The 24,824-nt window shown below is 68.0% G+C and carries 29 protein-coding genes; 16 read left to right on the top strand and 13 right to left on the bottom strand.

Annotated features, from left to right (window positions below; genetic code table 11):
• Window positions 1-112: 112 nt before the first annotated feature.
• Both CRP45_RS26710 and map read right to left on the bottom strand, forming a co-directional pair.
• Window positions 113-1,669, bottom strand: a complete 1,557-nt coding sequence (locus tag CRP45_RS26710; protein ID WP_097247492.1) for a cobyric acid synthase — start codon at window positions 1,667-1,669, stop codon at window positions 113-115.
• A 43-nt stretch (window positions 1,670-1,712) separates the two neighbouring features.
• On the bottom strand, window positions 1,713-2,576 hold the full coding sequence (gene map / locus CRP45_RS26705; protein WP_067782356.1) for a type I methionyl aminopeptidase: 864 nt from the start codon (window positions 2,574-2,576) through the stop codon (window positions 1,713-1,715).
• Between the two features lie 115 nt (window positions 2,577-2,691).
• Here map and CRP45_RS26700 point away from each other — a divergent pair, with 115 nt between their 5' ends.
• A complete protein-coding gene (locus CRP45_RS26700) occupies window positions 2,692-3,702 on the top strand; it encodes an LLM class flavin-dependent oxidoreductase (protein WP_097247491.1) in 1,011 nt (336 codons plus the stop codon).
• A gap of 3 nt (window positions 3,703-3,705) precedes the next feature.
• On the opposite strand, the gene CRP45_RS26695 is transcribed toward CRP45_RS26700, so the two are convergent.
• Window positions 3,706-4,473, bottom strand: coding sequence for a GntR family transcriptional regulator (locus tag CRP45_RS26695; RefSeq protein WP_097247490.1), 768 nt, complete (start codon window positions 4,471-4,473; stop codon window positions 3,706-3,708).
• A gap of 98 nt (window positions 4,474-4,571) precedes the next feature.
• Between CRP45_RS26695 and CRP45_RS26690 the strand changes: the two genes are divergently transcribed.
• The 7 genes from CRP45_RS26690 to CRP45_RS26660 all read left to right on the top strand — a co-directional run bounded on the left by CRP45_RS26690 (window position 4,572) and on the right by CRP45_RS26660 (window position 11,224).
• The gene (locus CRP45_RS26690; protein WP_097247639.1) at window positions 4,572-5,699 is read left to right on the top strand and encodes a TIGR03364 family FAD-dependent oxidoreductase; all 1,128 of its coding nucleotides are present in this window, start codon (window positions 4,572-4,574) and stop codon (window positions 5,697-5,699) included.
• A 10-nt stretch (window positions 5,700-5,709) separates the two neighbouring features.
• Window positions 5,710-6,399 carry a phosphonatase-like hydrolase gene (locus CRP45_RS26685; RefSeq protein WP_097247489.1) on the top strand — a complete coding sequence of 230 codons (690 nt, stop codon included), beginning with the start codon at window positions 5,710-5,712 and terminating at the stop codon, window positions 6,397-6,399.
• 50 nt (window positions 6,400-6,449) lie between these two features.
• The gene (locus tag CRP45_RS26680; protein WP_179831029.1) at window positions 6,450-7,505 is read left to right on the top strand and encodes a 2-aminoethylphosphonate ABC transporter substrate-binding protein; all 1,056 of its coding nucleotides are present in this window, start codon (window positions 6,450-6,452) and stop codon (window positions 7,503-7,505) included.
• A 1-nt stretch (window position 7,506) separates the two neighbouring features.
• Window positions 7,507-8,721, top strand: a complete 1,215-nt coding sequence (locus tag CRP45_RS26675) for an ABC transporter ATP-binding protein (RefSeq protein ID WP_097247488.1) — start codon at window positions 7,507-7,509, stop codon at window positions 8,719-8,721.
• Between the two features lie 169 nt (window positions 8,722-8,890).
• Window positions 8,891-9,781, top strand: coding sequence for a 2-aminoethylphosphonate ABC transporter permease subunit (locus CRP45_RS26670; RefSeq protein ID WP_097247487.1), 891 nt, complete (start codon window positions 8,891-8,893; stop codon window positions 9,779-9,781).
• A gap of 2 nt (window positions 9,782-9,783) precedes the next feature.
• Window positions 9,784-10,581: an ABC transporter permease gene (locus CRP45_RS26665; protein ID WP_097247637.1), complete on the top strand. Its 798-nt coding sequence runs from the start codon at window positions 9,784-9,786 to the stop codon at window positions 10,579-10,581.
• 28 nt (window positions 10,582-10,609) lie between these two features.
• Window positions 10,610-11,224, top strand: coding sequence for a DUF4126 domain-containing protein (locus CRP45_RS26660; protein ID WP_097247486.1), 615 nt, complete (start codon window positions 10,610-10,612; stop codon window positions 11,222-11,224).
• Between the two features lie 194 nt (window positions 11,225-11,418).
• Here the strand turns inward: CRP45_RS26660 and CRP45_RS26655 are convergent, their stop codons facing one another.
• Window positions 11,419-11,778: a DUF4254 domain-containing protein gene (locus CRP45_RS26655; protein ID WP_067782732.1), complete on the bottom strand. Its 360-nt coding sequence runs from the start codon at window positions 11,776-11,778 to the stop codon at window positions 11,419-11,421.
• A gap of 743 nt (window positions 11,779-12,521) precedes the next feature.
• Here CRP45_RS26655 and CRP45_RS26645 point away from each other — a divergent pair.
• The 3 genes from CRP45_RS26645 (at window position 12,522) to CRP45_RS26640 (ending at window position 13,951) form a co-directional block, all read left to right on the top strand.
• Window positions 12,522-12,941, top strand: a complete 420-nt coding sequence (locus tag CRP45_RS26645) for an ester cyclase (RefSeq protein WP_097247484.1) — start codon at window positions 12,522-12,524, stop codon at window positions 12,939-12,941.
• A 75-nt stretch (window positions 12,942-13,016) separates the two neighbouring features.
• Window positions 13,017-13,196: a hypothetical protein gene (locus tag CRP45_RS34050; protein WP_179831028.1), complete on the top strand. Its 180-nt coding sequence runs from the start codon at window positions 13,017-13,019 to the stop codon at window positions 13,194-13,196.
• Complete coding sequence (locus CRP45_RS26640) at window positions 13,193-13,951, top strand: phosphotransferase (protein WP_179831027.1); 759 nt, start codon at window positions 13,193-13,195, stop codon at window positions 13,949-13,951. Before CRP45_RS34050 ends, CRP45_RS26640 begins: the two co-directional genes overlap by 4 nt.
• Window positions 13,952-14,248: 297 nt before the next feature.
• Here CRP45_RS26640 and CRP45_RS26630 read toward each other — a convergent pair whose 3' ends face one another.
• From CRP45_RS26630 to CRP45_RS35010, 3 genes are all read right to left on the bottom strand, one after another.
• On the bottom strand, window positions 14,249-14,917 hold the full coding sequence (locus CRP45_RS26630; RefSeq protein WP_245910460.1) for an HD domain-containing protein: 669 nt from the start codon (window positions 14,915-14,917) through the stop codon (window positions 14,249-14,251).
• A gap of 69 nt (window positions 14,918-14,986) precedes the next feature.
• Window positions 14,987-15,751, bottom strand: coding sequence for an oxygenase MpaB family protein (locus CRP45_RS26625; protein WP_097247481.1), 765 nt, complete (start codon window positions 15,749-15,751; stop codon window positions 14,987-14,989).
• Window positions 15,748-15,873 (bottom strand): hypothetical protein, encoded by a 126-nt coding sequence (locus CRP45_RS35010; protein ID WP_281256220.1) that lies wholly within the window; start codon window positions 15,871-15,873, stop codon window positions 15,748-15,750. Before CRP45_RS35010 ends, CRP45_RS26625 begins: the two co-directional genes overlap by 4 nt.
• Before the next feature lie 202 nt (window positions 15,874-16,075).
• On the opposite strand from CRP45_RS35010, the gene CRP45_RS26620 reads away from it, so the two are divergent.
• Window positions 16,076-16,654 carry a PadR family transcriptional regulator gene (locus tag CRP45_RS26620; RefSeq protein WP_097247480.1) on the top strand — a complete coding sequence of 193 codons (579 nt, stop codon included), beginning with the start codon at window positions 16,076-16,078 and terminating at the stop codon, window positions 16,652-16,654.
• Window positions 16,655-16,696: 42 nt separating this feature from the next.
• Window positions 16,697-17,428 carry a hypothetical protein gene (locus CRP45_RS26615; protein WP_097247479.1) on the top strand — a complete coding sequence of 244 codons (732 nt, stop codon included), beginning with the start codon at window positions 16,697-16,699 and terminating at the stop codon, window positions 17,426-17,428.
• Between the two features lie 58 nt (window positions 17,429-17,486).
• On the opposite strand, the gene CRP45_RS26610 is transcribed toward CRP45_RS26615, so the two are convergent.
• The 4 genes from CRP45_RS26610 to CRP45_RS26595 form a co-directional block, all read right to left on the bottom strand.
• A complete protein-coding gene (locus CRP45_RS26610; protein WP_143861545.1) occupies window positions 17,487-18,080 on the bottom strand; it encodes a hypothetical protein in 594 nt (197 codons plus the stop codon).
• A gap of 109 nt (window positions 18,081-18,189) precedes the next feature.
• Window positions 18,190-19,293: a mechanosensitive ion channel family protein gene (locus CRP45_RS26605; RefSeq protein ID WP_097247477.1), complete on the bottom strand. Its 1,104-nt coding sequence runs from the start codon at window positions 19,291-19,293 to the stop codon at window positions 18,190-18,192.
• A 117-nt stretch (window positions 19,294-19,410) separates the two neighbouring features.
• The gene (locus tag CRP45_RS34045) at window positions 19,411-19,557 is read right to left on the bottom strand and encodes a hypothetical protein (RefSeq protein ID WP_179831026.1); all 147 of its coding nucleotides are present in this window, start codon (window positions 19,555-19,557) and stop codon (window positions 19,411-19,413) included.
• Window positions 19,558-19,653: 96 nt separating this feature from the next.
• Complete coding sequence (locus CRP45_RS26595) at window positions 19,654-20,406, bottom strand: SDR family NAD(P)-dependent oxidoreductase (RefSeq protein WP_097247475.1); 753 nt, start codon at window positions 20,404-20,406, stop codon at window positions 19,654-19,656.
• A 178-nt stretch (window positions 20,407-20,584) separates the two neighbouring features.
• Here CRP45_RS26595 and CRP45_RS26590 point away from each other — a divergent pair, with 178 nt between their 5' ends.
• On the top strand, window positions 20,585-21,181 hold the full coding sequence (locus CRP45_RS26590; RefSeq protein ID WP_097247474.1) for a TetR/AcrR family transcriptional regulator: 597 nt from the start codon (window positions 20,585-20,587) through the stop codon (window positions 21,179-21,181).
• Between the two features lie 28 nt (window positions 21,182-21,209).
• Here CRP45_RS26590 and CRP45_RS26585 read toward each other — a convergent pair whose 3' ends face one another.
• Entirely contained in the window at window positions 21,210-21,791 is a 582-nt protein-coding gene (locus CRP45_RS26585) for a TerD family protein (protein ID WP_097247473.1), read from the bottom strand.
• 226 nt (window positions 21,792-22,017) lie between these two features.
• Window positions 22,018-22,713 (bottom strand): type 1 glutamine amidotransferase domain-containing protein, encoded by a 696-nt coding sequence (locus tag CRP45_RS26580; protein ID WP_097247472.1) that lies wholly within the window; start codon window positions 22,711-22,713, stop codon window positions 22,018-22,020.
• A 155-nt stretch (window positions 22,714-22,868) separates the two neighbouring features.
• On the opposite strand from CRP45_RS26580, the gene CRP45_RS26575 reads away from it, so the two are divergent.
• Window positions 22,869-23,744 carry a metal-dependent hydrolase gene (locus tag CRP45_RS26575; protein ID WP_097247636.1) on the top strand — a complete coding sequence of 292 codons (876 nt, stop codon included), beginning with the start codon at window positions 22,869-22,871 and terminating at the stop codon, window positions 23,742-23,744.
• 47 nt (window positions 23,745-23,791) lie between these two features.
• The gene (locus CRP45_RS26570) at window positions 23,792-24,811 is read left to right on the top strand and encodes a PDR/VanB family oxidoreductase (protein ID WP_097247471.1); all 1,020 of its coding nucleotides are present in this window, start codon (window positions 23,792-23,794) and stop codon (window positions 24,809-24,811) included.
• The last annotated feature ends 13 nt before the right edge of the window (window positions 24,812-24,824 follow it).

Genomic DNA, 24,824 nt, shown 5'->3' with positions numbered 1-24,824 from the left:
CGGTCCGCCGGTCGCCGAGCTCCATTCGGCCGGGATGGTGTGCGGGCAGGGCGACCGGCCGACCGCCGAGATCGGCGCGCAGGGTCGCCGGGGCGAAGGTGGCTGACCTCGTCTAGCGCCGATCCGCCACATCGAGTGCGTCGAGACTCGAGCTGAGCGTGGGCATCGCACCGGGCGCGCCTTCGGTGATCAGCTGCTCCAGCAGGCTCGTGTCGAGGTGCTGCTCCATCAGATCCGCGAGCAGATCCAGCTGGGCGGACCGCACGGCGGCGACCGAAGTCGCCTCGGCCGCAACGAAACCCGTGCGGCCCGCCCGGCGGGCGACCTCCCGCAGCCAGGCGCGGCGGAAGTCGTCGGACTCCATCAGTCCGTGCAGGTGCGTTCCCCAGATCGCGCCGCGAACGCTGCCCTCCGGCTCCTCCGCCGCCGTGAGCCAAGCCGGGTCGCCGTTGCGTGTCACGCGGCCGTGGTGAATTTCGTAGCCCTGCAAGGGGATACGTTCGACGGACGTCGCGGGCCCGTGACCTTCGGTGCGGCGCAACACCTTCGGCTCGGCGAACTCCACGTCCAAGTCGAGCAGACCGAGTCCGTCGACCGTGCCCGCCGCCGATTCCACGTCGTCGACGATGCGACGGCCGAGCATCTGATAGCCGCCGCAGATACCGAGAATCGGCCGCCCGGCCGCGGCGCGCTCGGCCAGGGCGGCGGCAATTCCACTGCGGCGCAACCAGTCCAGATCCGACACCGTCGACTTGCTGCCGGGCAGCACCACCAGGTCGGCGTCGGCCAGCCGGGACGGATCGCGCACCCAGCGCACCGCGACGCCGGGTTCGCAGGCCAGCGCCTCGACGTCGGTGGAGTTCGAGATGCGTGGCAGCCGGATGGCGGCGACCGTCAGCCATTCCGTTCCCGCGGGTGCGGCCGGGCGGCCGACCGGGGCGTCGGCGATGGTGCCGAGCGAGTCCTCGGCATCGATCCACAGTTCTTCGGCGAACGGGACGACACCGAGGGTGGGTCGTCCGGTGAGTTCGGTCAGCCGCTCCAAACCCGGCCGCAACAGGTCGACGTCACCGCGAAACTTGTTGATCACGAAACCCGCGATGAGCCGCTGATCGGCGGGATCCAGCACGGCCAGCGTGCCGAACAGGTGCGCGAGCACCCCGCCACGATCGATGTCACCGACGACCAGCACCGGCAGAACCGCCGCCTCGGCCAGCCCCATGTTCGCCAGATCGGTGGCGCGCAAATTGATCTCGGCGGGCGACCCGGCTCCCTCGCAGATCACCACATCGAATTCGGCTCGCAGCGCGTCGAGTTCGGCCGCGACGACCGCGCGCAGCTCCTGCCGGTGCCGGAAATAGTCGGCCGCGCCCACGGTGCCGACGGCCTTGCCGCGCACCACGAGCTGCGAGCGACGGTCGCTGCCCGGCTTCAACAGCACCGGATTGAACCGCACGCTGGGCTCTAGACCGCAGGCCTGCGCCTGGAGTGCCTGTGCTCGTCCGATCTCGCCGCCGTCCAGCGTGACGACCGAGTTGTTGGACATGTTCTGCGCCTTGAACGGCGCCACCCGCACGCCCTTCCTGGCCAGCATGCGGCAGATGCCCGCCACCACAACGCTTTTCCCTGCGTCGGAGGTGGTGCCCGCGACGAGCAGCGCCCCCTTCATCGCGTCCGCTCCCGGCCGCGGCGAGCAGGGCAGCGCCGATCGCTCACGGCAGGGTGAGGATTTCCGCGCCGGTCTCGGTGACGACCAGGGTGTGCTCGAACTGCGCGGTCCACTTGCGGTCCTTGGTGACCACGGTCCAGCCGTCGTCCCAGATCTCGTAGTCGATGCCGCCGAGGTTGATCATCGGCTCGATGGTGAAGGTCATGCCCGGCTCGATGATCGACTCCACGGCGGGCTGGTCGTAGTGCAGGATCACCAGGCCGCTGTGGAAGGTGGGGCCGACGCCGTGGCCGGTGAAGTCGCGCACCACGCCGTAGCCGAACCGGTTGGCGTAGGACTCGATGACGCGCCCGATCACGTTGAGCGCCCGGCCGGGACGGACCGCCTTGATGGCCCGCATGGTGGCCTCCTCGGTCCGTTCCACCAGCAGCCGGACCTCCTCGTCGACGTCACCGGCGAGGAAGGTCTTGTTCGTGTCGCCGTGCACGCCGTCGATGTAGGCGGTGACGTCGATGTTGACGATGTCGCCGTCCTCGATCACGGTGGAGTCCGGAATGCCGTGGCAGATCACCTCGTTCAGCGAGGTGCAGCAGGACTTCGGAAAGCCCTTGTAGCCCAGCGTCGATGGGTACGCGCCGTTGTCGCAGAGGAATTCGTGGGCGATGCGGTCCAGTTCGTCGGTGGTCACCCCGGGCGCCACCGCCTTGCCTGCCTCCTCGAGCGCCTGCGCGGCGATCTTGCCCGCGACGCGCATCTTCTCGATGGTCTCCGGCGTCTGCACCCAGGGCTCGCGCCCCTCGTTGACGGTCTTCTTCCACGCGTACTCCGGTCGCTCGATGGAGCGCGGCACCTCTCGGGTGGGCGAGAGCGTGCCGGGAACGAGTGGCTTACGGGTACGCACGGACATGGGACAAGACTATCCGCACCCGCTCGGCGCCACCCCGCCGCCCGCGCCGGGACGGAATAGGACCGGACCGCAGTCCGATTATTCTGGGCAACTACTCAGGAAGAGGACTGAAGCTGTGGAACTGGGACTGACGACGTTCGCCGAGCTGTACCCGGCGGGCGACCGGCCCGCGCCGAGCGCCGCGCAGCGGCTGCGCGAGGTGGTCGAGGAGGCGGTGACGACCGAGCGCGCCGGCCTGGACGTGTACGGCGTCGGCGAACACCACCGCAAGGACTTCGCCGCGTCCTCGCCCGCGGTCGTGCTCGCGGCGATCGCGGCGCGCACCGAGCGCATCCAGCTGACCAGCGCGGTCACCGTGCTCAGCTCCGACGACCCGGTCCGCGTGTACCAGGACTTCGCGACGCTGGACGGTCTGTCGGGCGGACGTGCCGAGCTGATGGCGGGCCGCGGCTCGTTCACCGAGTCGTTCCCCTTGTTCGGCTACGACCTGGCCGACTACGACGAACTGTTCGAGGAGAAGCTGGCGCTGTTGCTGCGGCTGCGCGAGGACGCGCCCGTCACCTGGTCCGGGAAGTTCCGCGCCCCGCTGCGCGACGCGGTGGTCTATCCGCGCACCGAGGACCGGCCGCTTCCGGTGTGGATCGCGGTCGGCGGCAGCCCGGAATCGGTGATCCGCGCCGGGCTGCTCGGTCTGCCGCTGGCGATCGCGATCATCGGCGGCCAGCCCGCGCGTTTCGCACCGCTGGTCGATCTGTATCACCGGGCGCTGGCAGAGGGCGGGCACCAGCGGCAGCCGGTGGCGGTGCACGCGCACGGCTACGTGGCCGACACCGACGAAGCGGCCGTCGCCGACTTCTATCAGCCGTACGCGCTGGCCATGAGCACCATCGGCCGCGAGCGCGGCTGGGGTCCGATGACCAGGGCACAGTTCGACGCGCTGCGTTCGCAGAGCGGCTCGCTGTTCGTCGGGACGCCGGACTACGTCGCCGAGAAGATCGCCGGAGTGCGCGACACTCTCGGCCTTGACCGGTTCATGCTGCACACAAGCGTGGGCACGCTGCCGCACGAGAAGGTGTTGCGCACGATCGACCTACTTGGCACGAAAGTGGCGCCGCAGCTCCGCTGACGGCTACTTCGACAGCCGCGCCTCGAAGGCGATCCGGTCGCCGCGATAGAGGGCGCGCACCCGCTCGATGGGCGCGCCCTCCTCGTCGACGCTGCGCCGGTGCAACAACAGCAGGGGCAGCGCCGTGGTGCATTCGAGCAGGGCGGCCTCGCGCGGGGAGGCGAGCACGGTCTCGATGCGTTCGGTTGCCGCGCCGAATTCCACGCCCGAGGCGCGCACGGCCGCGTAGAGGGAGGTGGTGGGGTCGTAGCTGTCGCGGAGTCCGGCGAAGCGCGCCAGCGGAAGGAAGGTGCTCTCCAGTCCGATGCGCTCACCGTCGGCGAGCAGCACGCGCTCCAGGTGCATCACGGGCGTGCCGACGGGGAGCCCGAGATCGCGCGCGGTGTCGGCGTCGGCGGGGACGTCCTCCCAGCCGACCAGGATGCGGCCGGGCACCCGGCCCAGGCTCAGCGCGCCCTCGGTGTAGGAGCGCAGCGACAGCGGCTGCACCATCTTCGGCCGGGACACCACCGTCCCGCGTCCCTGCCGCCGAATCCGCCCTTCCACCAAGAGATCTCGCAGCGCCTGCCGGACGGTTTCCCTGGCGACTTCGAATCGCACGGCGAGTTCGCGCTCCGAGGGCACCGGATCGCCCTCGGCCAGCTCGTCGATGATCCCCTCCAGCTCGGTGCGCACCCGATACGACTTCGGCAAGCGCTCCGGAAGGACCAATTCGGTGCCGCCGCTGGATGTCTCGCCACGCCGACCGCGCGTCACCTCCGTTGCTTCCATGCCCGACAGCCTACCCGCAATTGGTCTATACCAATTGTTAACCCGGCGTTCGCACGGGCAACACTCATCGGTCTAGACCATTGCCCACCATGGGTCCCATGCGAGTGGTCATCATCGGAGGTGGAATCCTCGGCACCGCCCACGCCCTTGCCGCGGTCCGCCGCGGACACGAGGTAGTGCAGCTGGAGCGCGAGCCCGAGGCGCGTGGCGCGACGGTGCGCAACTTCGGCCTGGTGTGGGTGTCCGGGCGGTCGGCGACGGAGCTCGACCTGACCTTGCGTTCGCGCGAGATCTGGGAGGAGATCGGCGGCAAGGTCCCCGGCGTCGGGTTCCGGCCCGCCGGGTCCATCACGCTGGTGCGCACCCCCGAGGAACTGGCCGTGGCGAGCGCGGCGGCGGCGAGCGAGAGCGCCGAGGCGCGCGGATTCGAACTGCTCGAGCCGGAGCGGGTGCGCGCGATCAACCCCGCGCTGCGCGGCAAGTATCTGGCCGGACTGCACTGCTCGACCGACGCCGCCGTCGAGTCGCGGCAGGCGCTGCCCGCGCTGCGCGCCTATCTCGCGGCCTCCGAACGCTATTCGTTCCACGCCGGAACCGAAGCTCGATCCGTCACCGACACCGGTTCCGGCGCAACGGTTCTCGACGACCACGGCCGCGCCTTCACGGCCGACTTGGTGCTGGTCTGCCCCGGCGCCGCGCACACCGGGCTGACCAGGGAACTGGTCGGGACGATCCCCGTGCGCCGGGTCCGGCTCCAGATGATGCAGACCGCGCCGCTCGGCGAGCCGCTGACCACCGCCGTCGCCGACGGCGACAGCTTCCGCTACTACCCCGGCTTCGCCGGGCCGGAGGTGGACGCGCTCGAACGCGAGCAGTCCCAGACCGCCACCGCGGCCGAGCACCGGATGCAGTTGCTGTGCGTGCAGCGCCTGCACGGCGGACTCACCATCGGCGACACCCACGAGTACACCGAGCCGTTCGCCTTCGACGTGGACGAAGCGCCCTACGAGCACCTCACCTCCGTCACCGAGGAACTGCTCGGCCGCAAGCTGCCGCCGATCGTGCGCCGGTGGGCCGGGGTGTACAGCCAGAGCGTCGATCCCGCCGCGATCGTCACGCGAGCCAAGGCCGACGAGCACGTCTGGGTGATCACCGGCCCCGGCGGCCGCGGCATGACCCTCGGCCCGGTCCTCGGCGAGGAAACCGCCGAGCTACTCGGCCTCTGAAGGAGAAACGATGCCGGACAACATGATTCAGCTGGCCGTACTCGACATGGCGGGAACAACCGTCGCCGACGGCGGCCTGGTGCAGCGCGCGTTCGAAGCGGCGGCGACGGCCGCGGGCATGGACACCGAAGGGCCGCGGCGGGAACACGCCCGCCAGTACGTGCTGGACACCATGGGACAGTCCAAGATCGCCGTGTTCCGCGCGTTGCTCGGCGACGAGGACCGCGCGCAGGCCGCCAACCGCGCCTTCGAGGACGCCTACGATGCACTGATCGGCGAGGTCGACATCTCGCCCATTCCGGGTGCGGCCGAGGCCATTTCATCGCTGCGCGACGCGGGTGTGCGGGTCGCGCTGACCACCGGCTTCAGCAGGAGCACCCAGGATCGGCTGCTCGACGCGCTTGGCTGGCGGGAAATCGCCGATCTCACGTTGGCGCCCTCTGACGCCGGTCGGGGCCGCCCCTACCCCGACATGGTGCTCACCGCGCTGCTGCGCTTGCGCGTCGACGCCGTCGACCGTGTCGCCGTGCTCGGCGACACCACCAGCGACATCGCCACCGGCCGTGCCGCGGGCGCCCGCATCGTCGCGGGCGTGTTGACCGGCGCGCACGACGAACCGCGGCTGCGTGCCGCTGGGGCCACCCACGTGCTGCCCTCGGTCGTCGAATTCGCCGAACTGATCCGCGCCGAGCGCGCCTGAGTCCTCGTCCCTACGACCATCGACACCATCAAGCGAAAGTTGCTCCCACCGTGCGTACTTCCCCCACGCGCCTGTCCCGCGTCCTGTCCAGGACCGCCCTGCTGGTCGTCACCGCCACCGTCGTCGCCGTGACCGCGGCCTGCGGCGGAACGGGTTCCGGCGGCTCCGAGACGGTCACCGTCTACTCCGCCGACGGCCTCGACGCCTGGTACCGGACCCATTTCGACAAGTTCCGGTCCGAGACCGGCATCGCGGTGAACGTCGTCGCGGCGGGATCCGGCGAGGTGGTCAACCGCCTCGAGAAGGAGCAGTCCAACCCGCAGGCCGACGTGGTGGTCACCTTGCCCCCGTTCATCCAGAAGGCCGACGCCGCAGGGCTTTTGCAGCCGCTCGGCGTCGACACCTCGGCCTACCCCGCCACCGGGAAGGACCCGAACGGCAGGTTCGTCAGCGTGGCGGGCAACTACCTGAACTTCATCGCCAACAATTCCGTCGACGCCTCGAAGCTCACCTGGGACGACCTGCTGAAGCCGGAATACAAAGGCAAGCTCCAGTATTCGACCCCGGGCCAGGCCGGAGACGGCACCGCCGTGCTGATCCTCCTGCAACAGTTGCGCGGAAAGGACGGCGCGCTGGAGTACTTGAAGCGGTTGCAGGTCAACAATGTCGGGCCGTCGGCGTCCACCGGCAAGCTGCAACCCAAGGTCGACAAGGGCGAGCTGCTGATCGCCAACGGCGACATCCAGATGAACATGGAATCGATCACCTCGAAGGGCTCGAAGTTCGGCATCTTCTTCCCGGCCTCGGCCGACGGCGCCAAGCACACCGTCGCGCTGCCCTACTTCATGGGGCTGGCCAAGGCCGCCCCGCACGCGGAGGCCGCCAAGAAGCTGATGGACTACCTGCTCAGCAAAGAGGTGCAGCAGACGCTCGGCCCCGACGCGTTCGCCGTTTCGGCCCGCACCGATCTGGCCGACGCCACCGGCTCCGGCCCGAGCCCGGCCGCCCTGTTGCAGGGCGTTCAGATCGTGCGCCCCGACTGGACGAAAGTCCTCGCCGACCTGAACGACGACGTAGCCGCCTACGAGAAGGCCATCGGAGGCTGACATGATCCCCGGCGACACGCTCACCGAAACGTCCACCGCCACTTCGCGTCACGAAGTCGACGGCGAACCCGCCATCGTGTTCGACCGGGTCGGCGTCCGGTACGGGACCGGCCGCAAGTCCACCGTCGCCCTTGCCGACTTCACATTGCGCGTCGCCGCGGGCGAGACAGTCGCACTGCTCGGGCCCAGCGGCTCCGGCAAGTCGACCGCGCTCAAGGCGCTGGCCGGGTTCGTCCGGCCGACCTCGGGCGCGGTCCGGCTGGCCGGGCGCGACGTCACCAATCTGTCACCGGCCAAGCGCGGAATCGGCGTGGTGGTGCAGTCCTACGCGCTGTTCCCGCACATGACCGTGCACGGCAATGTGGCCTTCGGACTGAAAGCGCATCGCGTGCCGCGCAACGCCATCGCGGAGCGGGTGACCGAGGCGCTGACCATGGTCGGTATGGCCGAGTACGGCAAGCGGCTGCCGCGCGAGCTGTCCGGCGGGCAGCAGCAGCGCGTGGCCATCGCCAGGGCGTTGGCCATCCGGCCGAAGGTGCTGTTGCTCGACGAACCGCTCGCGGCGCTGGACGCCCAGTTGCGTCAGACGATGCTCGGTGAGTTGCGGCAGTTGCGGGAGGCGTTGCCGGACACCGCGATGCTGTATGTCACGCACGATCAGGCCGAGGCGTTGGCGCTCGCCGACCGGATCGCGGTCATGCGCGACGCCCGCCTCGTCGACGTGGACACCGCCGAGAATCTTTGGCAGCGGCCGCCCAGTGACTTCACCGCGGCGTTCCTCGGCGGGGCGAATCTTGTGCCGTGCACGGTGAATCGGGTTTCCGGGGGCGTCGCTCTGGTTACCGCGGGCTCGCACACGTTGCGAGCCCATGCACCCGCGCCCGGCGTCGGCAGACTCGCGTTGGACCCGAATTCCGCTGCGCTGCTGTGCATTCGGCCGCATACCGTGACCATCGGCGGGTTGTCCGATCGAAACGCGCTGCGCGGCGTCGTGGTGTCGAGCGTGTGGCGTGGGGCGTCTACGCGGCTCGAGGTCGGCGTGGACGGATTGCCGGATCCGATCGCGGTCGACGTACCGGGCCACTGTGCGACGACTCCCGGCTCCGCGGTGGGCATCCGGCTTCCCGATCCGTCAGGTGTGCTCATCCCGCGATCGGTCGGTGCTGGGGGTTCCACTGCGCCAGGGATTTCGGGTGAGCCGGGAGCGCGGGTATGAGCGGGCTCGCCGACGCGGGCACGAGGGGGCTCGCCGACGCCCGCGCGGGAGTTGCGATCGGCTGGCCGCGGGTCCTGCACAACGGCAGGACGCCCTCGCGAGGCGGCAGCGGGCGCTGGCTCGCGGTGCCATCCGGTTCGCCGACCGGCGATGCGACGGAGGTGCCAGCATGAGCACGGTACTGCTCGAACATCCGGTGGACAGCGTCGAACCACCGGCACCCGCGCGGCGGCCGCGGCGCGCGGTGCTGTGGACGCTGCCGCCGGTGCTGCTGGTTCTCCTCGTCGCCGGATATCCGATTCTGCGGGTGCTCACCGAGTCGACGGTCACCTCGAACGGGCGCGGTACCGAGGTGTGGTCCTCGGTGCTGGGTTCGGAGTCGTTCCGAAACGCGCTGTGGCGCACGGTTTCCATCGCGTTCGCCTCGACCGCGGGGTGCCTGGTGCTCGGCGCGTTCCTCGCCATCGTGCTGGCGTTCGTGCCGTTCCCGGGCTCGGCGGTGGTCGGCAGGCTGATCGATACCGTGCTCACCCTGCCGTCGTTCCTGGTGACGCTCGCGTTCACCTTCCTCTACGGCACCGCGGGCGCGGTCAACGCGCTGATCGCCGAGCTCACCGGCCGCGACACTCCCCTGCTGAACTTCCTCAACACCCCGCTCGGCGTGATCGCCGCGGAGATCACCTTTTTCACGCCCTTCGTGGTGCGTCCGCTGCTCGCCGCGTTCGCTCGGCTCCCGCGCGAACAGCTCGACGTGGCGGCCAGTCTCGGCGCCTCGCCGTGGCGGGTGCTGCGCCAGGTCGTGCTGCCGGAGGCCTGGCCCGCCATGGCCGCGGGCGGCAGCCTCGTTCTCCTGTTGACGCTCAACGAGTTCGGCATCGTGCTGTTCACCGGCGCCAAGGGCGTGCTGACACTGCCCGCGCTGATCTACACCCGCGGCATCGTGACCTTCGACCTGCCCGGCGCGGCGGTGCTGGCTTCGGTGCAGGTGGCGCTGTCGCTGACGCTGTACGCGGCCTACCGATTCGTCTTCGCGCGCGTCACGGCGCGGAAAGGACAGTGACCATGCTGGTGTGGACCCGAACCGGCCGGGCGGTGCTGCTGACGGTGTTCGGTCTGGTCGTCACGGTCGTGTTCGTCGCGCCGATCGCCACCGTCGTCGCCGCGTCGCTGGCCGGTAGTTGGACCGGCCCGCTCCCTTCGGATCTCGGCCTCGCCAACTTCCGGCAGGCGCTGACGGGTGAGCAAGCGGCGAGCCTGTCGGTGAGTTTGCAGACCGCGCTGCTGGCGGGCGCTTTGGCTTTGATCGTCGGCACCTGGGCCGCACTCGCCGCGCGGGAGGCGCCGACGTGGTGTCGCAGGCTGACCGACGCCGTGTTCCACCTGCCGGTGGCGGTGCCCTCGGTTGCCATCGGTCTCGGCGTGCTGATCGCCTTCAACGAGCGCCCGTTGCTGCTGGGCGGTTCCAAGTGGATCGTCATCGTTGCGCACGCGGTGCTGGTGCTTGCCTACGCGTTCAGCGCGGTGTCGGCCGCGCTCGACCGCCTCGATCCGGACTATCGACAGGCCGCCGAATCCCTTGGCGCCGGGCCGGTTCGGGTGCTCTGCCAGGTGACGCTTCCGCTGCTGCTGCCCGCGCTCGGCGCGGCCGCCGGCCTGGCTGTCGCGCTGTCGATGGGTGAACTGGGCGCGACCATCATGGTGTACCCCGCCACGTGGCGCACCTTGCCGGTCACCATCTTCGGGCAGACCGATCGGGGAGACGTGTTCGACGCCGCGGCGGGGACGACACTCCTGGTGCTGGTCACGCTGGTGGCGTTGGTGCTGCTCGGCAGAGCGAGGGGACGCGCGGCGCTGCGGTGAGCCAGGCAGCCGCGCCTAGGATCGAAGTGTGTCCCTGCTCCCCTTGATCTTCACCGCGGGTTGGGCCAGCGGTATCAACGCCTACGCCGTGGTGCTGTTGTTCGGATTGTTCGGCGTCACCGGGCTTTCCGACGACGTACCGGAAGGCCTGCAACGCACCGACGTGCTGATCGCGGCCGCGGTGCTCTTCCTCATCGAGGCGGTGGCCGACAAGGTCCCGTACCTCGACACGTTCTGGGACACGTTGCACACGGTGGTGCGGCCGGCCACGGGCGCGGTGGTGGCGGCGCTCATCGCGGGCTCCGACGAGTCACTGTCGCAACTGGCCGCGGCGGCGGTGGGCGGCACCACCGCGCTGGTCAGCCACTTGGTCAAGGCCGGACTGCGGATGGCGATCAACACGTCACCCGAACCTGCCAGCAATATCGTGACCAGCGCCGTGGAGGATCTCGCCGTCGCGGGCGTCGTCACCCTCGCGATCTTCTACCCGGTGGCCGCGGCGATCGTCGCGGGAATGCTCCTGCTGATCGGCCTCGTTTTGATCACGTTGCTGGCGAGCCGGATTCGCCGCTACCGCCGTCGGCGGCGCGAACGTCGGCGCGCCGGACGAACGCCGGCGTCATCCATCACTCCGGCCGACTGATCGCACCCGAGCAACCAGCGGGCGTGCCGCGCCAGTCGACCACGCGGCACGCCGGGCGGGGCGCCCCGTTGCGCCCGCCGTCACTACGGGCGGCGACGTTCGCATCCGGGCGGACGCACTGGTCGGATGACATTCCACCCGGGACGTCGCCGTCGTGGCGGTGGCGCGGTAGCCCGTTCGGCCGTCGTGAGCAGCTACTGCTCGGGCAGCCGACGGCGGCCGCCGGCCACGTCGGTTACCAGATCAGTGTAGCCGTCGACGAGTTCGGCCAAGTGATACCAGTGTTTATGGGTATTGTCACTGCGCGGGCCGTCGACGTCGATGGCCTGGTTCGCGTTCACCCAGCTGCGCGCCATGCGGTCGACCACGGCGCCGAGGCTCTCGGTGTGCAGCGAGGCGCCATTGCGGTGCTGCGGCATCTCCTGCGCGACCCAGTCGTTGATATCGTCGACGAGTTCGCTACGCCGACAATCTATTTCGGCGACCAGGTAGGCGTCGCGCACCTCGGCGCGCCGAGCGTGCAGCTCGGCGAGCGCGTGCGCGGACCGCAACAGCTCACGGTCCTGGAAGCGCCGTCCCTGAAAAGCACACAAAATCTGCGGAGCCGTCGGCAGCATCCCCACCGTCGGCGCACTCATCGCCACACCCCTGATTCACCCGACACCAACGCGCTATGTACCAACATGATTGGCTCTCGATTCGGTATTCCCGGTCATCGGATCGGTTGTTCACAACTAGGCTAGCTGGATCATGCTCTTACAGATGCAAGAACACAACAGAAAACGCAATATTGCGTTCCCTCTGCTGCATCCCGCTCTCCCCACCCGCCCCACGACTCACAATCATGCAGCTAGGACGTGTTGCGACGGGCCGATCGAGCCGAATACCGAAGCGTAAGGGGGCTTTCCACCGCTCGTCCGGGTTTGCGGATGCGTCGCCGAAACGTAACGAAATCACCATCACGCGGTGGGATCGATGAGGGGTTTCCGCTCCACCTGATCGGCGGCGAGCCGATCCGACGACGTGCCGAGGTGCGCCAGCCCTTGGCGAAACGTCGGTCGGCCCAAACCGCACGCGCCGCCTTCGATCAGACCGCCGGGCGCACGCCCCGACCCACCGATCGTCAACTCGTGTGCCCACTGCACAGCCGTGCGACTGCGACCGCCGACCCAACCTTCCCTGAGCAGCCATCGCATTCGGCGGCTCGGGTATCCGGCCCCATCCCGCGGGCTGGCGATAGAATGCCCGATACCGAAAGGTACTGACCGCCCGCAAGGTTCGACGATCAGGGGGCACCATGGCCGCTCGGCACGCGGCCGCGTTGGTCGAACAGTTTCTACGATTCCTGCGCACCGGTGACGAGCAAGTCGCCACACGCACCTTCGCCACCGACATCATCGACCACGTCAGCGGGCAGCGCGGCTTGGACATCTGGCGCACCCTGCACGGCTGGCTCACGGCCACCCTCGCCGATCCCGCCTTCGACGTGCACGCGATCATGAGCGACGGCGACCGGCTCATGGTGTGGGTCACGATGCGCGGCCGCCACATCGGCAACGGCTTCCCGAACTTGACGCACTTGCCCATCACGGGCCGCGAGGTCGCAGCCGACGCGGTGCACATCTTCCGCATCACCGACGGAAAACTGACCGAGCACTGGGCGGTACGCGACGACCTCGGCCTGCTCCGCCAGCTCGAGCCCGACAGCCGACAGTGAGGCACACTCGCGTCCGCACGCAGCAGCGTGTGAAATGAACTGGATCCATCCGACGGCCCGCATCACGATGGTCGCATGGACGGCAATGACAACAGCGGGAACCGGATTCGATGGGGCGAGCTTCCCAGCGGTGTGCGCGCCGAGGTCGAGCATCGTCTGGGCGCGCGGGTGCACGCGGCAACCACGCAACCAGGGGATTCAGCCATGGGTTGGCTGCAAGACTCCAATTGCGCGACGGCCGAAGCGTTTTCGTGAAGGCGATCAGCACCGAGGACAGTCTCGCCGCGATGTACCGCATCGAACTCGAGACCGCCTCCCGATTGCCGTCCACAGTGCCCACGCCGGCCGTGCGGTTCGCTCTCGAGACCCAAGGGTGGCTGATCACGGTCTTCGATTACGTGCCCGGTCACCACCCCCGGCTCGATCGCGAAGCTGATCAGGCGGCAGTCCTGGGTGTGATCGAACATTTGGCGATCGTGCTCACTCCCAGCCCGTTGCCCGATCTGCCGACCATCGCCCAGGACTACGGACCACAATTGCAGGGCTGGAGGAGATTCGCCGAACAGCAGCCTCCCGCCGACCTCGATCGCTGGTCGCTTCGCCACCTGGACAGGCTGGCAGATCTCGAGGCGACCTGGACCCGCGAGGCCGCAGGCGAAACGTTGCTCCACACCGACCTCCGCCCGGACAACATGCTGCTCCAACCCGACGGCACCGTCGTGATCCTCGACTGGGCATGGCCCTGCCGCGGCGCCGCGTGGATCGATCTCGTCGCCCTCACCCCGGCAATCGCCGCCCACGGAATCGACGTCGATCAACTCCTCGCCACACATCCAACGACCAGCGCCGTCGATCCCGACGCGATATCGGCGTTCCTGTGCGCCTTGGCCGGATACTGGGCGACGAAAAGCCGTGAGCCCGCACCACCGCGATCACCCCGGCTTCGCCGCTACCAAGCCCACTCGGCCCAGATCACCACCGACTGGCTCAGTCGACGACTCGGTTGGTGACCGGTCGCGTCACCGATTCCGAGCTCCGCTTCGCCAGGTCGCACGGCGGCCGGTTCAAGGCGATCGCGCTGTCGATGAGCGCGACTTCATTCGAAAGGTCGTGGGACGGAGCCGCTTCACCGAAACCTCCGTCGTTGTCACCGACACTCGGTTTCACATCGACCGGTTGGATCTGACCATGAACCGATACTGATCCAGCCCCTGCGCCGGACCGAGGCCGGGGTCATCACCGGCGATCATCACCCCCTTCGGAAATGATCGCCGATCTCGTGACCAAGGGCTTGGTGAGCGCCGAGATCACTCGCCCCAGGGGATCAGGCCCGCCGCCAGCCGCTCCAATTGTGTGGCGCCGCTTTCCCGTCGCTCGATACTGAACTGCTGTCCCATCGAATAGATCGGCGCGGCGGTTTCCGAGCGGGCGGCGTGGTCGACGATCGCGTCGGTCAGTGTCCGCACCATCCGCAGTCGCGGGTAGGCCGCGTGGATCGCTGCCTGATGGCTCGCGGTCACCGGGGCATTGAGGCCGATGTCCATCTTGCTGCCTTCGGCCGTGAGATAGGCCAGCAGACCACGGCGTTCGGCGATTCCGGGCGAGGTGTGCAGTGCGATGGCTTCCCAGACGCGATCGATATCCGATTGCGGCACACCGTGTTCGGCGAGAACTCCGGCAGCGATGTCCGCGCCCTCGACTTCGAACCGTTCGCGACCGGGCGCCAGAGCGCCGGTTCCGAGATCGTGCATGACAGTAGCGGCGAACAGCAGCTCGCGGTCATAGCCGGAATCTTCGTGTAGCCCCTCGTGGTCGGCGAGCAGCTCGGCGAAGAAGAAGCTGCGAACGCTGTGGTTGACGATGGCTTCGGCCTCTGATCGCCGCACGATCGCGAGCGCGGCTTCTGCCATCGGTGTAGCGGGGATTTCCATCGTGAAAGACACGACAGTGACCGTATATCCGATCGCAGTCGGCACGGAAGTAGCCCGAGTGCCACCCGACGCCACGAACGGGCTGTGCCCGCATGGAAGCGAGAAGCACCGTGGTCATTTCGCCGGCCGCGCCTGCCGCACAAGTCGAATCCGGGGCGGAGCGGCCGCCATCGCGGTGCGGACGGTTCCCGCGTAGACCTCGAGTGCGGCGCGATCGGCCGTCCCCGACCGCACGTCCAGCAGCTCTCGTGCCCGTTCGTGCTGGAGTGCGCGGACGGCGAAATCCGGTAGTCGGCGCGGGATCCACGCATCGGGGCGCAGCACCTGCGCGGCCAAGCGGTCGCTGTGGGCACTGCGGCGCAGCATCGAATCGCAGGCGTCGGCGAAGTACTCGGTGAACTGCGCCCAGGTCTGCGGTACATGCCGAGTCGAGATGCCGTAGCGGTCGTACCAGTCGCAACATTCGGCGTAGAGGTGTTCGTGTTCGAGCGCGGTGAGGGGCCGCGCGAAGGTTTCGATCGCCGTCACCAGAGTGTCGACGTAGGTCGCGTGCTGGAAGAAGAAGACCTCGGGGTGCAGGGCGTGGTACCGACGTCCCGCGTCGTCCACACCCTTGACATGTTCGTGCCCATACCTGATGAGGGAGCGCAGATCCCGCGAGGAATAGGCGATGGTGATCATGCTCGAGACCGTGCGTTTCTTGTGCTCCCACAACCGCACATGCGTGTGCTCGACGAGCCCGGCGGCGATGGCGGGATGCAGGATCTGTAGTGCGACGGCGCGCGGCAAGGTCAGCGCGAAGCGGCGGTCGCCCAGATAGCGGTGCAGCAGCGAAGCGCTGGTGCGCTCCGGCGCGACGAGGTGCGAGAGGTCCGTCATCGTGCCGACGGATTGTCGAGTTCGACCGCCCGACCATTGGTGCCGCGCATCGCGACGGCCGGATACGTCGGGACGGGCTCGCCCGCATGCAGTTCGAAATGGCCGCTCGGCGCGATCCTCATATCCACCCCTGGACTCGATGAGAAATTCACCTTCTCATCCTCTCATCGGCGACCGGCCACGGCAACAGTGCGCACGTCCGTCTACCCGCGGCCGTCAGCCTCGAACTCGATACGACCCGGCGCAGACTAGCCAAATTTGTCTAGTGTGCGTAGCCTCAGGTCGGTAGCTAGCCAACTTTGGCTAGCCAGGAGGAGAGGCTGAATGAACTCGGTACGACTGCTGGTACTCGGTGCGCTGCGCAGGCGCGGACGCGCGCACGGGTATCAGGTCCGCACGGATCTGGAGTCGTGGGGTGCGCACGAATGGTCCACGGCCACATCGGGTTCGGTGTATCACGCGCTGCGCAGCATGGCCGGCAAGGGGCTACTGGTAGCGCACGAGACTGCCCCCTCAGCGGCCGGGGGCCCGCCGCGAACCGAGTACGAACTGACGGACGCGGGCGAACAGGAGTACTTGACGCTGCTGAGCCGGGCCCTCGCCGACCGCGAGCCTGGCCTGGACGTGTTGGGCGCCGCCATCGGCCTCATCGAAGATCTGCCACGGGAGCAGGCGCTGCGGATGCTGCGCGAGCGATCCCGCGCGATGCGCGACTGGCGCACCAGCATCACGGCGCACCTGCCCGCGGACACGGATCTGGACACGTGGGGGCCCGTTGGCGAGGTCCTGTCGCTGTGGCTGACCACCGCCGACACCGGCGCCCAGTGGACCGACCGGCTCATTCGCCGCTTGGAGGAAGGCGCTTTCACGATGGCCGACGAAGCCGCCGACTCCACCGAATAGCCGTCGAGCCGAACGCAATTCACCGTCAGAGCGGAGAAATCCATGGCCAACGAGATCACCGTGCCACTGCTTCCCTGCCGATCCATCGACGAGATCGTCGACTTCTACACCATGCTCGGCTTCACCCGGACCTATTACCAGGTCCGCCCCAACCCGTACGTCTCGCTCAAACGCGAAGACCTGCAACTGGACTTCTTCGGCATGCCGGACTTCGAGCCCGAGGATTCTTACGGGACCTGCGTGGTCCTGGTGCCCGACACCGGAGAACTCTTCGACGCGTTCGCCGCGGGCATGCGCAAGGCGCACGGCAGACTCCTCGTCTCCGGGATCCCCCGAATGACCCGGCCGCGCAAACGCAAGAACGCCGAGAATCGCTCCGGATTCACCGTCATCGACCCGGGTGGGAACTGGATCAGGATCATGTCCGCCGCACCCCGCCCCGCCGGAAACGACCCAGCCGCAGGCAAACTCACCACAACGCTGAACGGGGCCGTCGTGATGGGCGACTCGCACGGCAAACACCAACGAGCAGCCCAGATCCTGGACGCCGCGCTCGAGCGGGACAGGGACACCGCGACGCTGACCGAACTCGCCCAAGCCTTGGCCTACCGCGCCGAACTCGCGCTCCGCGCCGAAGACCCGACCGCCGCCCGCGACGCCCTCACCCGAGCACGTGCGCTACCTTTCTCCGAATCCGAACACACCGAACTCGCGGAAACTCTGGCCGCACTCGAAGACATCGAAGCCATGCTGCCACCCGAGCCACAACCCTGATCGACATCACCGATCGACCTCGCCGCCGCGGCCCGAACACCCACGCGCGGAGCGCGATTCAGCGGACGAACAGCGTCGACTCGAACAAGTCGAACCCAGTCCGGCTGTTGATCCCCACTCGGATCGGGGCGATCGCCGCTTCCTCGATCAGGCGAGGCCCCCAGTAGGACATCTGCCAGAGCAGTCTTATCGAGCGTCCGACCGCGATGAGTATCGGATACGAGAAGCATTTCACGTCGCGGCTGCTGTCGGTTTCCGATTCGCAATAGTCCGGAATGCTGTACGCCTCGTTGGTGATCCAGAATCCGAGGCCGTTCTCCGGCTTCGCGATGAGGGCGATGTCGTAGATGGTGACCGGCCGGTTTCCGATATTGGTGATCTCGACTTGCAACCACGATCTGGGCGAGAGGAACACATCCGACGAGAACTCGTCGGGCGAGCCGCCTGACACCAGGGTGGTCACATTGCCACCCTGCTGATTCGCCCAGAGTAGAGTCATCGTGACGCGGTAAACGTTCGCCGCCTCGAGCCTCGACACCGCCAGAGCTTCTTTGGATATGTCACGCGAACCGATCGCGACCCACAAGGCCACAAGACTCACGATCAAGGTGATGGCGGCGAACGACGTGGTGAATTTGTCCTTCGTTTCCAAACTGAAAAATGCTGAGAGCAGACGCATTTCACGGCCCCCCGGCCAGGGTCTAGGGTCCTGCGATAAACAGAACATTCTACCAAGCCGAGGGCCGAAAAGGCCACGTTCGTCAGTCGCCGGTCCGACTGCTCGCCTCACCGGAACCGTTGGTGGACAATGCCATTTCCCGATCCGGCTCGCCCTGGTTGGTGATGGCGGTGGGGATCTTCGGGAGGGCGTGCGGGTGGTGGCGGCCGAGCCAGTCGAGGAGTTCCTCGCGGACGGCGCAGCGCAGTGTCCAGGCGTCGTCGGCATCGGCGGCCGACATCGTCGCGCGCACAACGATGTTGGTCGGCGTGCTGTCGGTGACGAGGAGGTTCCAGTTGCGGCCGTCCCAGTCCGGGCGGTCGCGGAGGTAGTCGTGCAGGTGCTCGCGTAGCAGCGGCACCGGCGTGCTGTGGTCGAGGTGCAGGAACACGGTGCCGGTGATCTGCGGGCCGCCGCGCGACCAGTTCTCGTACGGCTTGCTGTTGAAGTAGGAGACCGGCATGGTCAGTCGACGGTCGTCCCAGATCCGCACGGTGAGGAAGGCGAGGGTGATCTCCTCGACGGTCCCCCACTCCCCTTCCACCACAACGGTGTCGCCGATCTTCACCGAATCACCGAAGGCGATCTGCAACCCCGCGATCAGATTGCTCAGCGTCGACTGCGCGGCCACGCCCGCGATGATGCCGATGACGCCCGCCGACGCCAGCAGCGAGGTGCCCAGCGTGCGCAGACTCGGGAACAGCAGCAGGATCGCCACGGCGGCGGTCGTCACCACCAGCACCGAGGTGATGATGCGGCGCACGAGTCCGAGCTGGGTGCGCAGCTGGCGCACGCGCGAGATCTCGCTCGTGTGCTCGGCATAACGGCGCAGCAGGTTCTCGGCGACCGCGTCGGCGGCCCGGATGACCAACCACGCCGCGGCCATGATGGCCGCTGCGGCGAGGATGGTGCGAATCATCGCGTCTTGGCGTAAGTCCAACTCCGCCAGAGGATATGTCGCGTGCAGCGCCACCGCGCCGAGCAGTACTTGCAGCGGCAGCTGCACGCGGCGCAACAGCATCGGCAGGTGCGTGCCGGGTCGACGGCGCGCGCTGTAGCGCAGCAGCCAGTCGAACAGCAGTCCCGCCGACACGGTGATCGCGACCGTGCCGAGCAGCACGATCAGCGGCCGTAGTACGTCTTCCACGAGATCGAACTCCTCTCGTCGTCACCTCGGCCACGGTGCGCCGCCGCGTGTTTCGACGGCCGCACCGTGGCCCAGGCGTTTTCGATCACTGCTTCGGCGCGCCACGCGGGCGTCGGCTCACAGCAGGACCAGGGTGAAGCTCAGCACGGAGAGCACGAGAATCCATGCCGCGATGGTCAGATGAATGGAACCTGCGTCGTCGGTCGAGCCGGAACGGTGTCGGCGGTCGGCACGATACTGCGGGTGCGAAGCCGGAACGGCCACGTCGTCCTCCTTCAGTCGGCTTTCCTCAGTCGGTCGCATACCCGCTTCCGCGGAAGATCGACATGACGACCCTGTGGCGAATCACACCGCGCACCGTCACGGCGCGCCGAGCCGAGCGGCGGCGTCGACCCGGATCGTCTCGCCGTTGAGCATCGGGTTGTGAATCACGTGCGCCACCAGCTCGGCGAATTCCGCTGGTGCGCCGAGTCGAGCCGGGTGCGCGGCGAGCGCCAGCGACGCTTGCTGCGCGAAATCGGGCAGCCGACGAAACATCGGCGTATCGAACATGCCGGGCGCGACGGTGACGACGCGAATCAGCGCGCCCGCCAGATCGCGCGCCGCCGCCAAAGTCATTCCGGCCAGGCCCGCCTTGGACGCCACATACGACACCAGTCCGGCCGGTGCATCGGAACCCGCGATCGAACCCGTGTTGACGATGACACCGCGCTCCCCCGCCACGGCCTCTAGCCGCGCCATCCGTTCGGCGGCAAGGCGAATCACGTTGAACGCACCGACCAGATTCACCTGGACGACCTGCCCGAACTGCTCCAGCGGAAGCGGACCGGAAGCGTCCAGCGTCAGTCCGGTGCGATCGATTCCTGCGCAATTGACCACGGCGCGTAGCGAACCGAACTCGGCGGCCCGATCCAACGCAGCGGCTACGTCGCCTTCCTCGCACACGTCACCGAGGACTTCGTGCACCGAACCACCTTGGAACGCTCCGGATTCGGCGGGCCGGGTATCGAGCACGACCGCTGTCGCACCCACCTCTGTCAGCCGCCGCACCACGGCGAGTCCGAGACCCGACGCACCACCCGCGACGAGAACGACCGAATCTGCGATATCCACGGACCCACCTCACTTGTCGACCGGATCGGCGTGCCGGCACGGGCCGCACCTGGCAGATCGGCGCGATAGAGATCATCGCCGTCACGATTCTGTGTCAGCCAACATAGAATGTGTTCAGCGGCTAGTCAATGGTCGATGGCTTAGGCTCGACGCACCGGTACGGGAAGGAAGGACCGCAGTGGCCGATCGACGCGCCGAGACGACCCGCGAGAGCAGGCGGATGCTGATCGATGCCGCCTCCGCCCTGTTCGTCGAGAAGGGCTATCAGCAGACGACTTTCGCCGATGTGGCGCAGCGTTCCGGGATCAGCCGCGGCTCGATTCCGTGGCATTTCGGGAACAAGGAGGGCTTGCTCGCCGCGGTGCTCGACCAAGCCTCGGAGACGCTGCTCGAGGCGTCCGACCGCGCCGACGCGGCGGACTCACCGCGGGCCTTCGACCTCGTGGCACAGGCCAAGCGAGCCACAATGGCGCGCACGTCGCTGCTGTTCGTCACGCTCTACGTCGAAGCGGTGAAGCCCACGTCTCCGATTCACGACAAATACGTGGCGCTGCACGAACGGCTGCGACAGTCGACGAAGCGGTGGATCGAGCGCTTCGCCCGCCTCCCTGAGACCATGACCGCCGACGACCTCGCGACCGTACTCGTGGGCGCGGCCATCGGCATCCATGTGCAAAGCGCCATGACACCCGACCGGATCGACATCGACCGGGCCATCGATCAACTCGGCGAACTGCTGAAACCGTATGTGGCCGAGGCGGATACGCGGGACTGACGGCCACCCACTCGGGCAGGTCGCCCGCCTACTGCATCGCGAAGCGGAGCAAGGCCTGCTTGTCGCCCTGCTTGATCTTGCCCTTGCGGTTGAGAACTTCCAGCTGCCAGGCGTTGCCGTTGCGGAAGGCGCGGGCCACGGCATTGGCGTTGTCGGTGCCGAGCAGCGAGGGCCAGATGTCGGCGACCTGCTGGCTGCTGCCGCCGGAGGCGTCGTAGACCTTGAACGAGATGTTGTTCGCCTTCTCGAAGGAGCTGCCCTTCTTGAAGGCCGCCGCCACGAAGATGATGGCGTCGATGCCGCCGGGGACATCGGCGAAGGTGACGTGCACCGTCTCGTCGTCACCGCTGGCGGCGCCGGTCTGCGCGTCGCCGGTGTGCAGGACCGCACCGTTGCCAAGGGGATCCAGCGAATCCAGGCCCGCGAAGCGAACCGGCTCGCTGCCCTGCATGAGGATGGCGACCAAGTCCAGGTCGACGCCGCGCTTGCGACGCGCCCAGCCGAGTGCGCCGCCGCTGGTGCCCGCCGAAGGATCCCAGCTCACGCCGACACTCAGCTTGGTGACGCCGGCGAGATCCGCGGCGCCGTCCTCTTTCCGAAGGGTGATCATGGCCCGGTTCCCCTCCTGCCCCACCGAAGTCTCGGCAGCGCTTGCCTACGGGCACAACGCCCCTGGTGTCGACCACGACCCTACCCATGACTTTCGAACCCGACAACACGAAACAGGCAGACCGGCCGAGAAAGTAGCCGGCCTTCCGTCCATACCGCTGCGGCTCGCGCCTCGAACCAGCTGTCGCCTCGCGCGATTCAGGCCGCCACGAGGTAGCCGACCGTGCTCAGGCCAGCTTCCGCAACAGTTCCTTGGCGACGCCCGCCGAGGAGGCGGGGTTCTGGCCGGTGATCAGATTGCGGTCGGCGACCACGTTCGGCGTCCACGGATCGGCCTCGCGGAAGTCGGCGCCGATCTGCACCAAGCGGTCCTGGAGCAGCCACTTCGCCTTGTCGGCGAAACCCGCTTGTGTCTCTTCGGCATTGGTGAAGCCGGTCAGCGCGTAACCGGCGAACGCGTTGGTCCTGTCGGCCTTGGTTGCGGCGAGCAGCGCGGCGGGCGCGTGGCAAACGACGGCCAGCGGCTTACCGGAATCCAGTGCGGCGGTGAGCAGTGCGCCGGAGGTGGCGTCGACGGCGAGGTCTTCCATCGGCCCGTGTCCACCGGGATAGAACACCGCGTCGTAGTCGGCGAGATCGACCTCCGCCAGCGCGACCGGGTCGGCGAGCTCGGGACTCGTGGACACCACCCGCGCGCGGTGCTCGGCGGTCTCCTGCCCGCCGTTGACCTCGGGCGCGAGACTGCCCTGGTCCACGGTGGGTATCACGCCGCCCGGGGTGGCCACCACGATCTCGTGGCCCGCGTCCTTCAGCGCCTCGAAGGGCACGACGAACTCCTCGGCCCAGTATCCGGTGGGGTGCTTGGTGTCGTCGGCCAACGTCCAGTGGTCGACACCGGTCATCACGAAAAGAATCTTCGCCATACCCCGACGGTAGGCCCGACCCACCCGGCCTCACCAATAGGAATCGGCATAGGAGACATCGGGATTTCGATATCGGAGACAGTGTTGACATCACGTGATGTCAACAATACCGTCGAGGGGTGCCTGTTTCAACGATGAGACGCGAGGACGGCGGCATGACCACAACGGCGTACGAGGACCAAGCCCACGCGATTCACGCGCGCGACGTGCGGTTCGATTTCGATTCGGTCCCCATGCACTACATCCCCGGCGAGGTGATGGCGACCCACATCATCAACGTCATGCACCTGGTGCTGCCGGAGGGCGAGCGGGCCATGGCGCAGGCGCTGGCCGAGGCTTTGCCGCTCATCGACGACGAACGCCTGCGCGAGGAGGTGCAGGGCTTCATCGGCCAGGAGAACATGCACGCCAGCTCGCACGAGAAGGCGCGCAAGCACCTGGAGGCGATCGGGCTGGACGTCGCCCCGATGGTGAACACCGTGGCCTGGCTGGTGGACCGGGTGCTCGGCGATCACGGCCTCACCGGGCGCGCCAAGCACGAGTGGCTGTGCGAGCGGCTGGCCCTGTTCGCGGGGATGGAGCACTACACCGCCGTCATCGGGGAATGGCTGCTGACCAACGACAAGCTCGAGGCCAAGCACATGCATCCCGCCATGCTGGACCTGATCCGCTGGCACGGCGCGGAGGAGGTGGAGCACCGCAGCGTGGTCTACGACGCGTACATGCACGTCGACGGCGGATATTTCCGCAAGGCGCGGACCAGCCTGCTGGCGAGCTTCGGCTTGCTCGCGTTGTTCGTGATCTCCGGCGGCTACCTGTTCCACAAGGATCCCGAGCCGGACAAAGGACGCCTCTGGCCGCTGCAACTGCTGAGCGCCTCTGCCCGCGGTGTGATTCCACGGTTCACCACCTTCGTCACCGAGATCCCCCGCTATCTGCGGCCGGGTTTCCATCCGTCCCAGCTCGGCCCGATGGACAACGCGATTCGCTACCTGGCGCAGTCCCCCGCGGCTCGCGCGGGTGAGGCGTGAGCGCCGTCGTGACCGGGAGCTATCGTCCGCCGCTCCCGGCTCGCGCCATGGCCGGGCTGCTCGACGCCTACAAGCGCACTTTCACCGCCGAAGCGACGGCCGGATTGTTGTCGCGACCGAATCCGGTGCGGCGCACGGGTTTCGACATGGAGCTGCGGATCGAGGCCCGCGTCGTCGAGGCCGAGGACGTGGTGAGTCTGTCGCTGCGGTCGCCCACCGGGGCCGAGCTGCCGACCTGGATTCCCGGCGCGCACATCGATGTCTTCCTGCCGTCCGGACGTCAGCGTCAGTACTCGCTCACCGGCGATCCCGCGAGCCGGTTGCGGTACCGAATCGCGGTGCGCCGCATCGCCGATGGCGACGGCGGTTCCCGCGAGCTGCACGAGCTACGGGAAGGCGACCTGCTGCGGATACGTGGGCCACGCAACGCCTTCACCTTCATCGACGCGCCCGCGTACCTGTTCGTCGCGGGCGGGATCGGCATCACGCCGATCCTGCCGATGGTCACCGAGTGCGCGCACCGCGGTCTGCCGTGGCGTTTGATCTACCTCGGGCGATCGCGGGCGAGCATGCCGTTTCTCGGCGAGCTCGAACGCTGCCGCGGCGGCGACCTCGAGGTGCGGCCGGACGACGAGTTCGGCGTCCCCCATCTCGACGCCCTGATGACCGAGGCGCCGCGCGGTGCCGCCGTATATGTCTGCGGACCGCCGCCACTGATGGAATCCGCGCGACGCGTGCTCTCCGCCACCGACCCGACCGCCTCGGTGCACACCGAACGGTTCTCGCCGCTGCCCGTCCAGGACGGCAGCCCGTTCCGAATCGCGTTGCGGCGCAGCGGGACAACTGTCGAGGTCGGCGCCGACGAATCCGCGCTGTCCGCCATCCGGCGAGTTCTGCCTGGCACGGCGTTCTCGTGCAGGCAGGGCTTCTGCGGCACCTGCAAGACGCGGGTGCTCGGCGGCGAGATCGACCATCGTGACCGGCTGCTCACGGAGTCCGAGCGCGATTCCACCATGCTCACCTGCGTTTCACGCGCACTCGGGGACGAACTCGTCCTCGATCTCTAACGGGCAACGGCGC

Origin of the sequence: Nocardia amikacinitolerans (assembly GCF_900215415.1) — a bacterium.
GTDB lineage: Bacteria > Actinomycetota > Actinomycetes > Mycobacteriales > Mycobacteriaceae > Nocardia > Nocardia amikacinitolerans.
Note: the sequence above shows the minus strand (reverse complement) of the source record. Positions and strands in the feature narration are given on the sequence as shown.

Coding starts and splice junctions, on each gene's coding strand:
- CRP45_RS26710 (WP_097247492.1), bottom strand. CDS start 1,669: ATGAAGGGGGCGCTGCTCGTCGCGGGCACCACCTCCGACGCAGGGAAA.
- map (WP_067782356.1), bottom strand. CDS start 2,576: ATGTCCGTGCGTACCCGTAAGCCACTCGTTCCCGGCACGCTCTCGCCC.
- CRP45_RS26695 (WP_097247490.1), bottom strand. CDS start 4,473: ATGGAAGCAACGGAGGTGACGCGCGGTCGGCGTGGCGAGACATCCAGC.
- CRP45_RS26690 (WP_097247639.1), top strand. CDS start 4,572: ATGCGAGTGGTCATCATCGGAGGTGGAATCCTCGGCACCGCCCACGCC.
- CRP45_RS26685 (WP_097247489.1), top strand. CDS start 5,710: ATGCCGGACAACATGATTCAGCTGGCCGTACTCGACATGGCGGGAACA.
- CRP45_RS26675 (WP_097247488.1), top strand. CDS start 7,507: ATGATCCCCGGCGACACGCTCACCGAAACGTCCACCGCCACTTCGCGT.
- CRP45_RS26670 (WP_097247487.1), top strand. CDS start 8,891: ATGAGCACGGTACTGCTCGAACATCCGGTGGACAGCGTCGAACCACCG.
- CRP45_RS26665 (WP_097247637.1), top strand. CDS start 9,784: ATGCTGGTGTGGACCCGAACCGGCCGGGCGGTGCTGCTGACGGTGTTC.
- CRP45_RS26645 (WP_097247484.1), top strand. CDS start 12,522: ATGGCCGCTCGGCACGCGGCCGCGTTGGTCGAACAGTTTCTACGATTC.
- CRP45_RS34050 (WP_179831028.1), top strand. CDS start 13,017: ATGGACGGCAATGACAACAGCGGGAACCGGATTCGATGGGGCGAGCTT.
- CRP45_RS26625 (WP_097247481.1), bottom strand. CDS start 15,751: ATGACGGACCTCTCGCACCTCGTCGCGCCGGAGCGCACCAGCGCTTCG.
- CRP45_RS35010 (WP_281256220.1), bottom strand. CDS start 15,873: ATGAGGATCGCGCCGAGCGGCCATTTCGAACTGCATGCGGGCGAGCCC.
- CRP45_RS26620 (WP_097247480.1), top strand. CDS start 16,076: ATGAACTCGGTACGACTGCTGGTACTCGGTGCGCTGCGCAGGCGCGGA.
- CRP45_RS26615 (WP_097247479.1), top strand. CDS start 16,697: ATGGCCAACGAGATCACCGTGCCACTGCTTCCCTGCCGATCCATCGAC.
- CRP45_RS26585 (WP_097247473.1), bottom strand. CDS start 21,791: ATGATCACCCTTCGGAAAGAGGACGGCGCCGCGGATCTCGCCGGCGTC.
- CRP45_RS26580 (WP_097247472.1), bottom strand. CDS start 22,713: ATGGCGAAGATTCTTTTCGTGATGACCGGTGTCGACCACTGGACGTTG.
- CRP45_RS26575 (WP_097247636.1), top strand. CDS start 22,869: ATGACCACAACGGCGTACGAGGACCAAGCCCACGCGATTCACGCGCGC.
- CRP45_RS26570 (WP_097247471.1), top strand. CDS start 23,792: ATGGCCGGGCTGCTCGACGCCTACAAGCGCACTTTCACCGCCGAAGCG.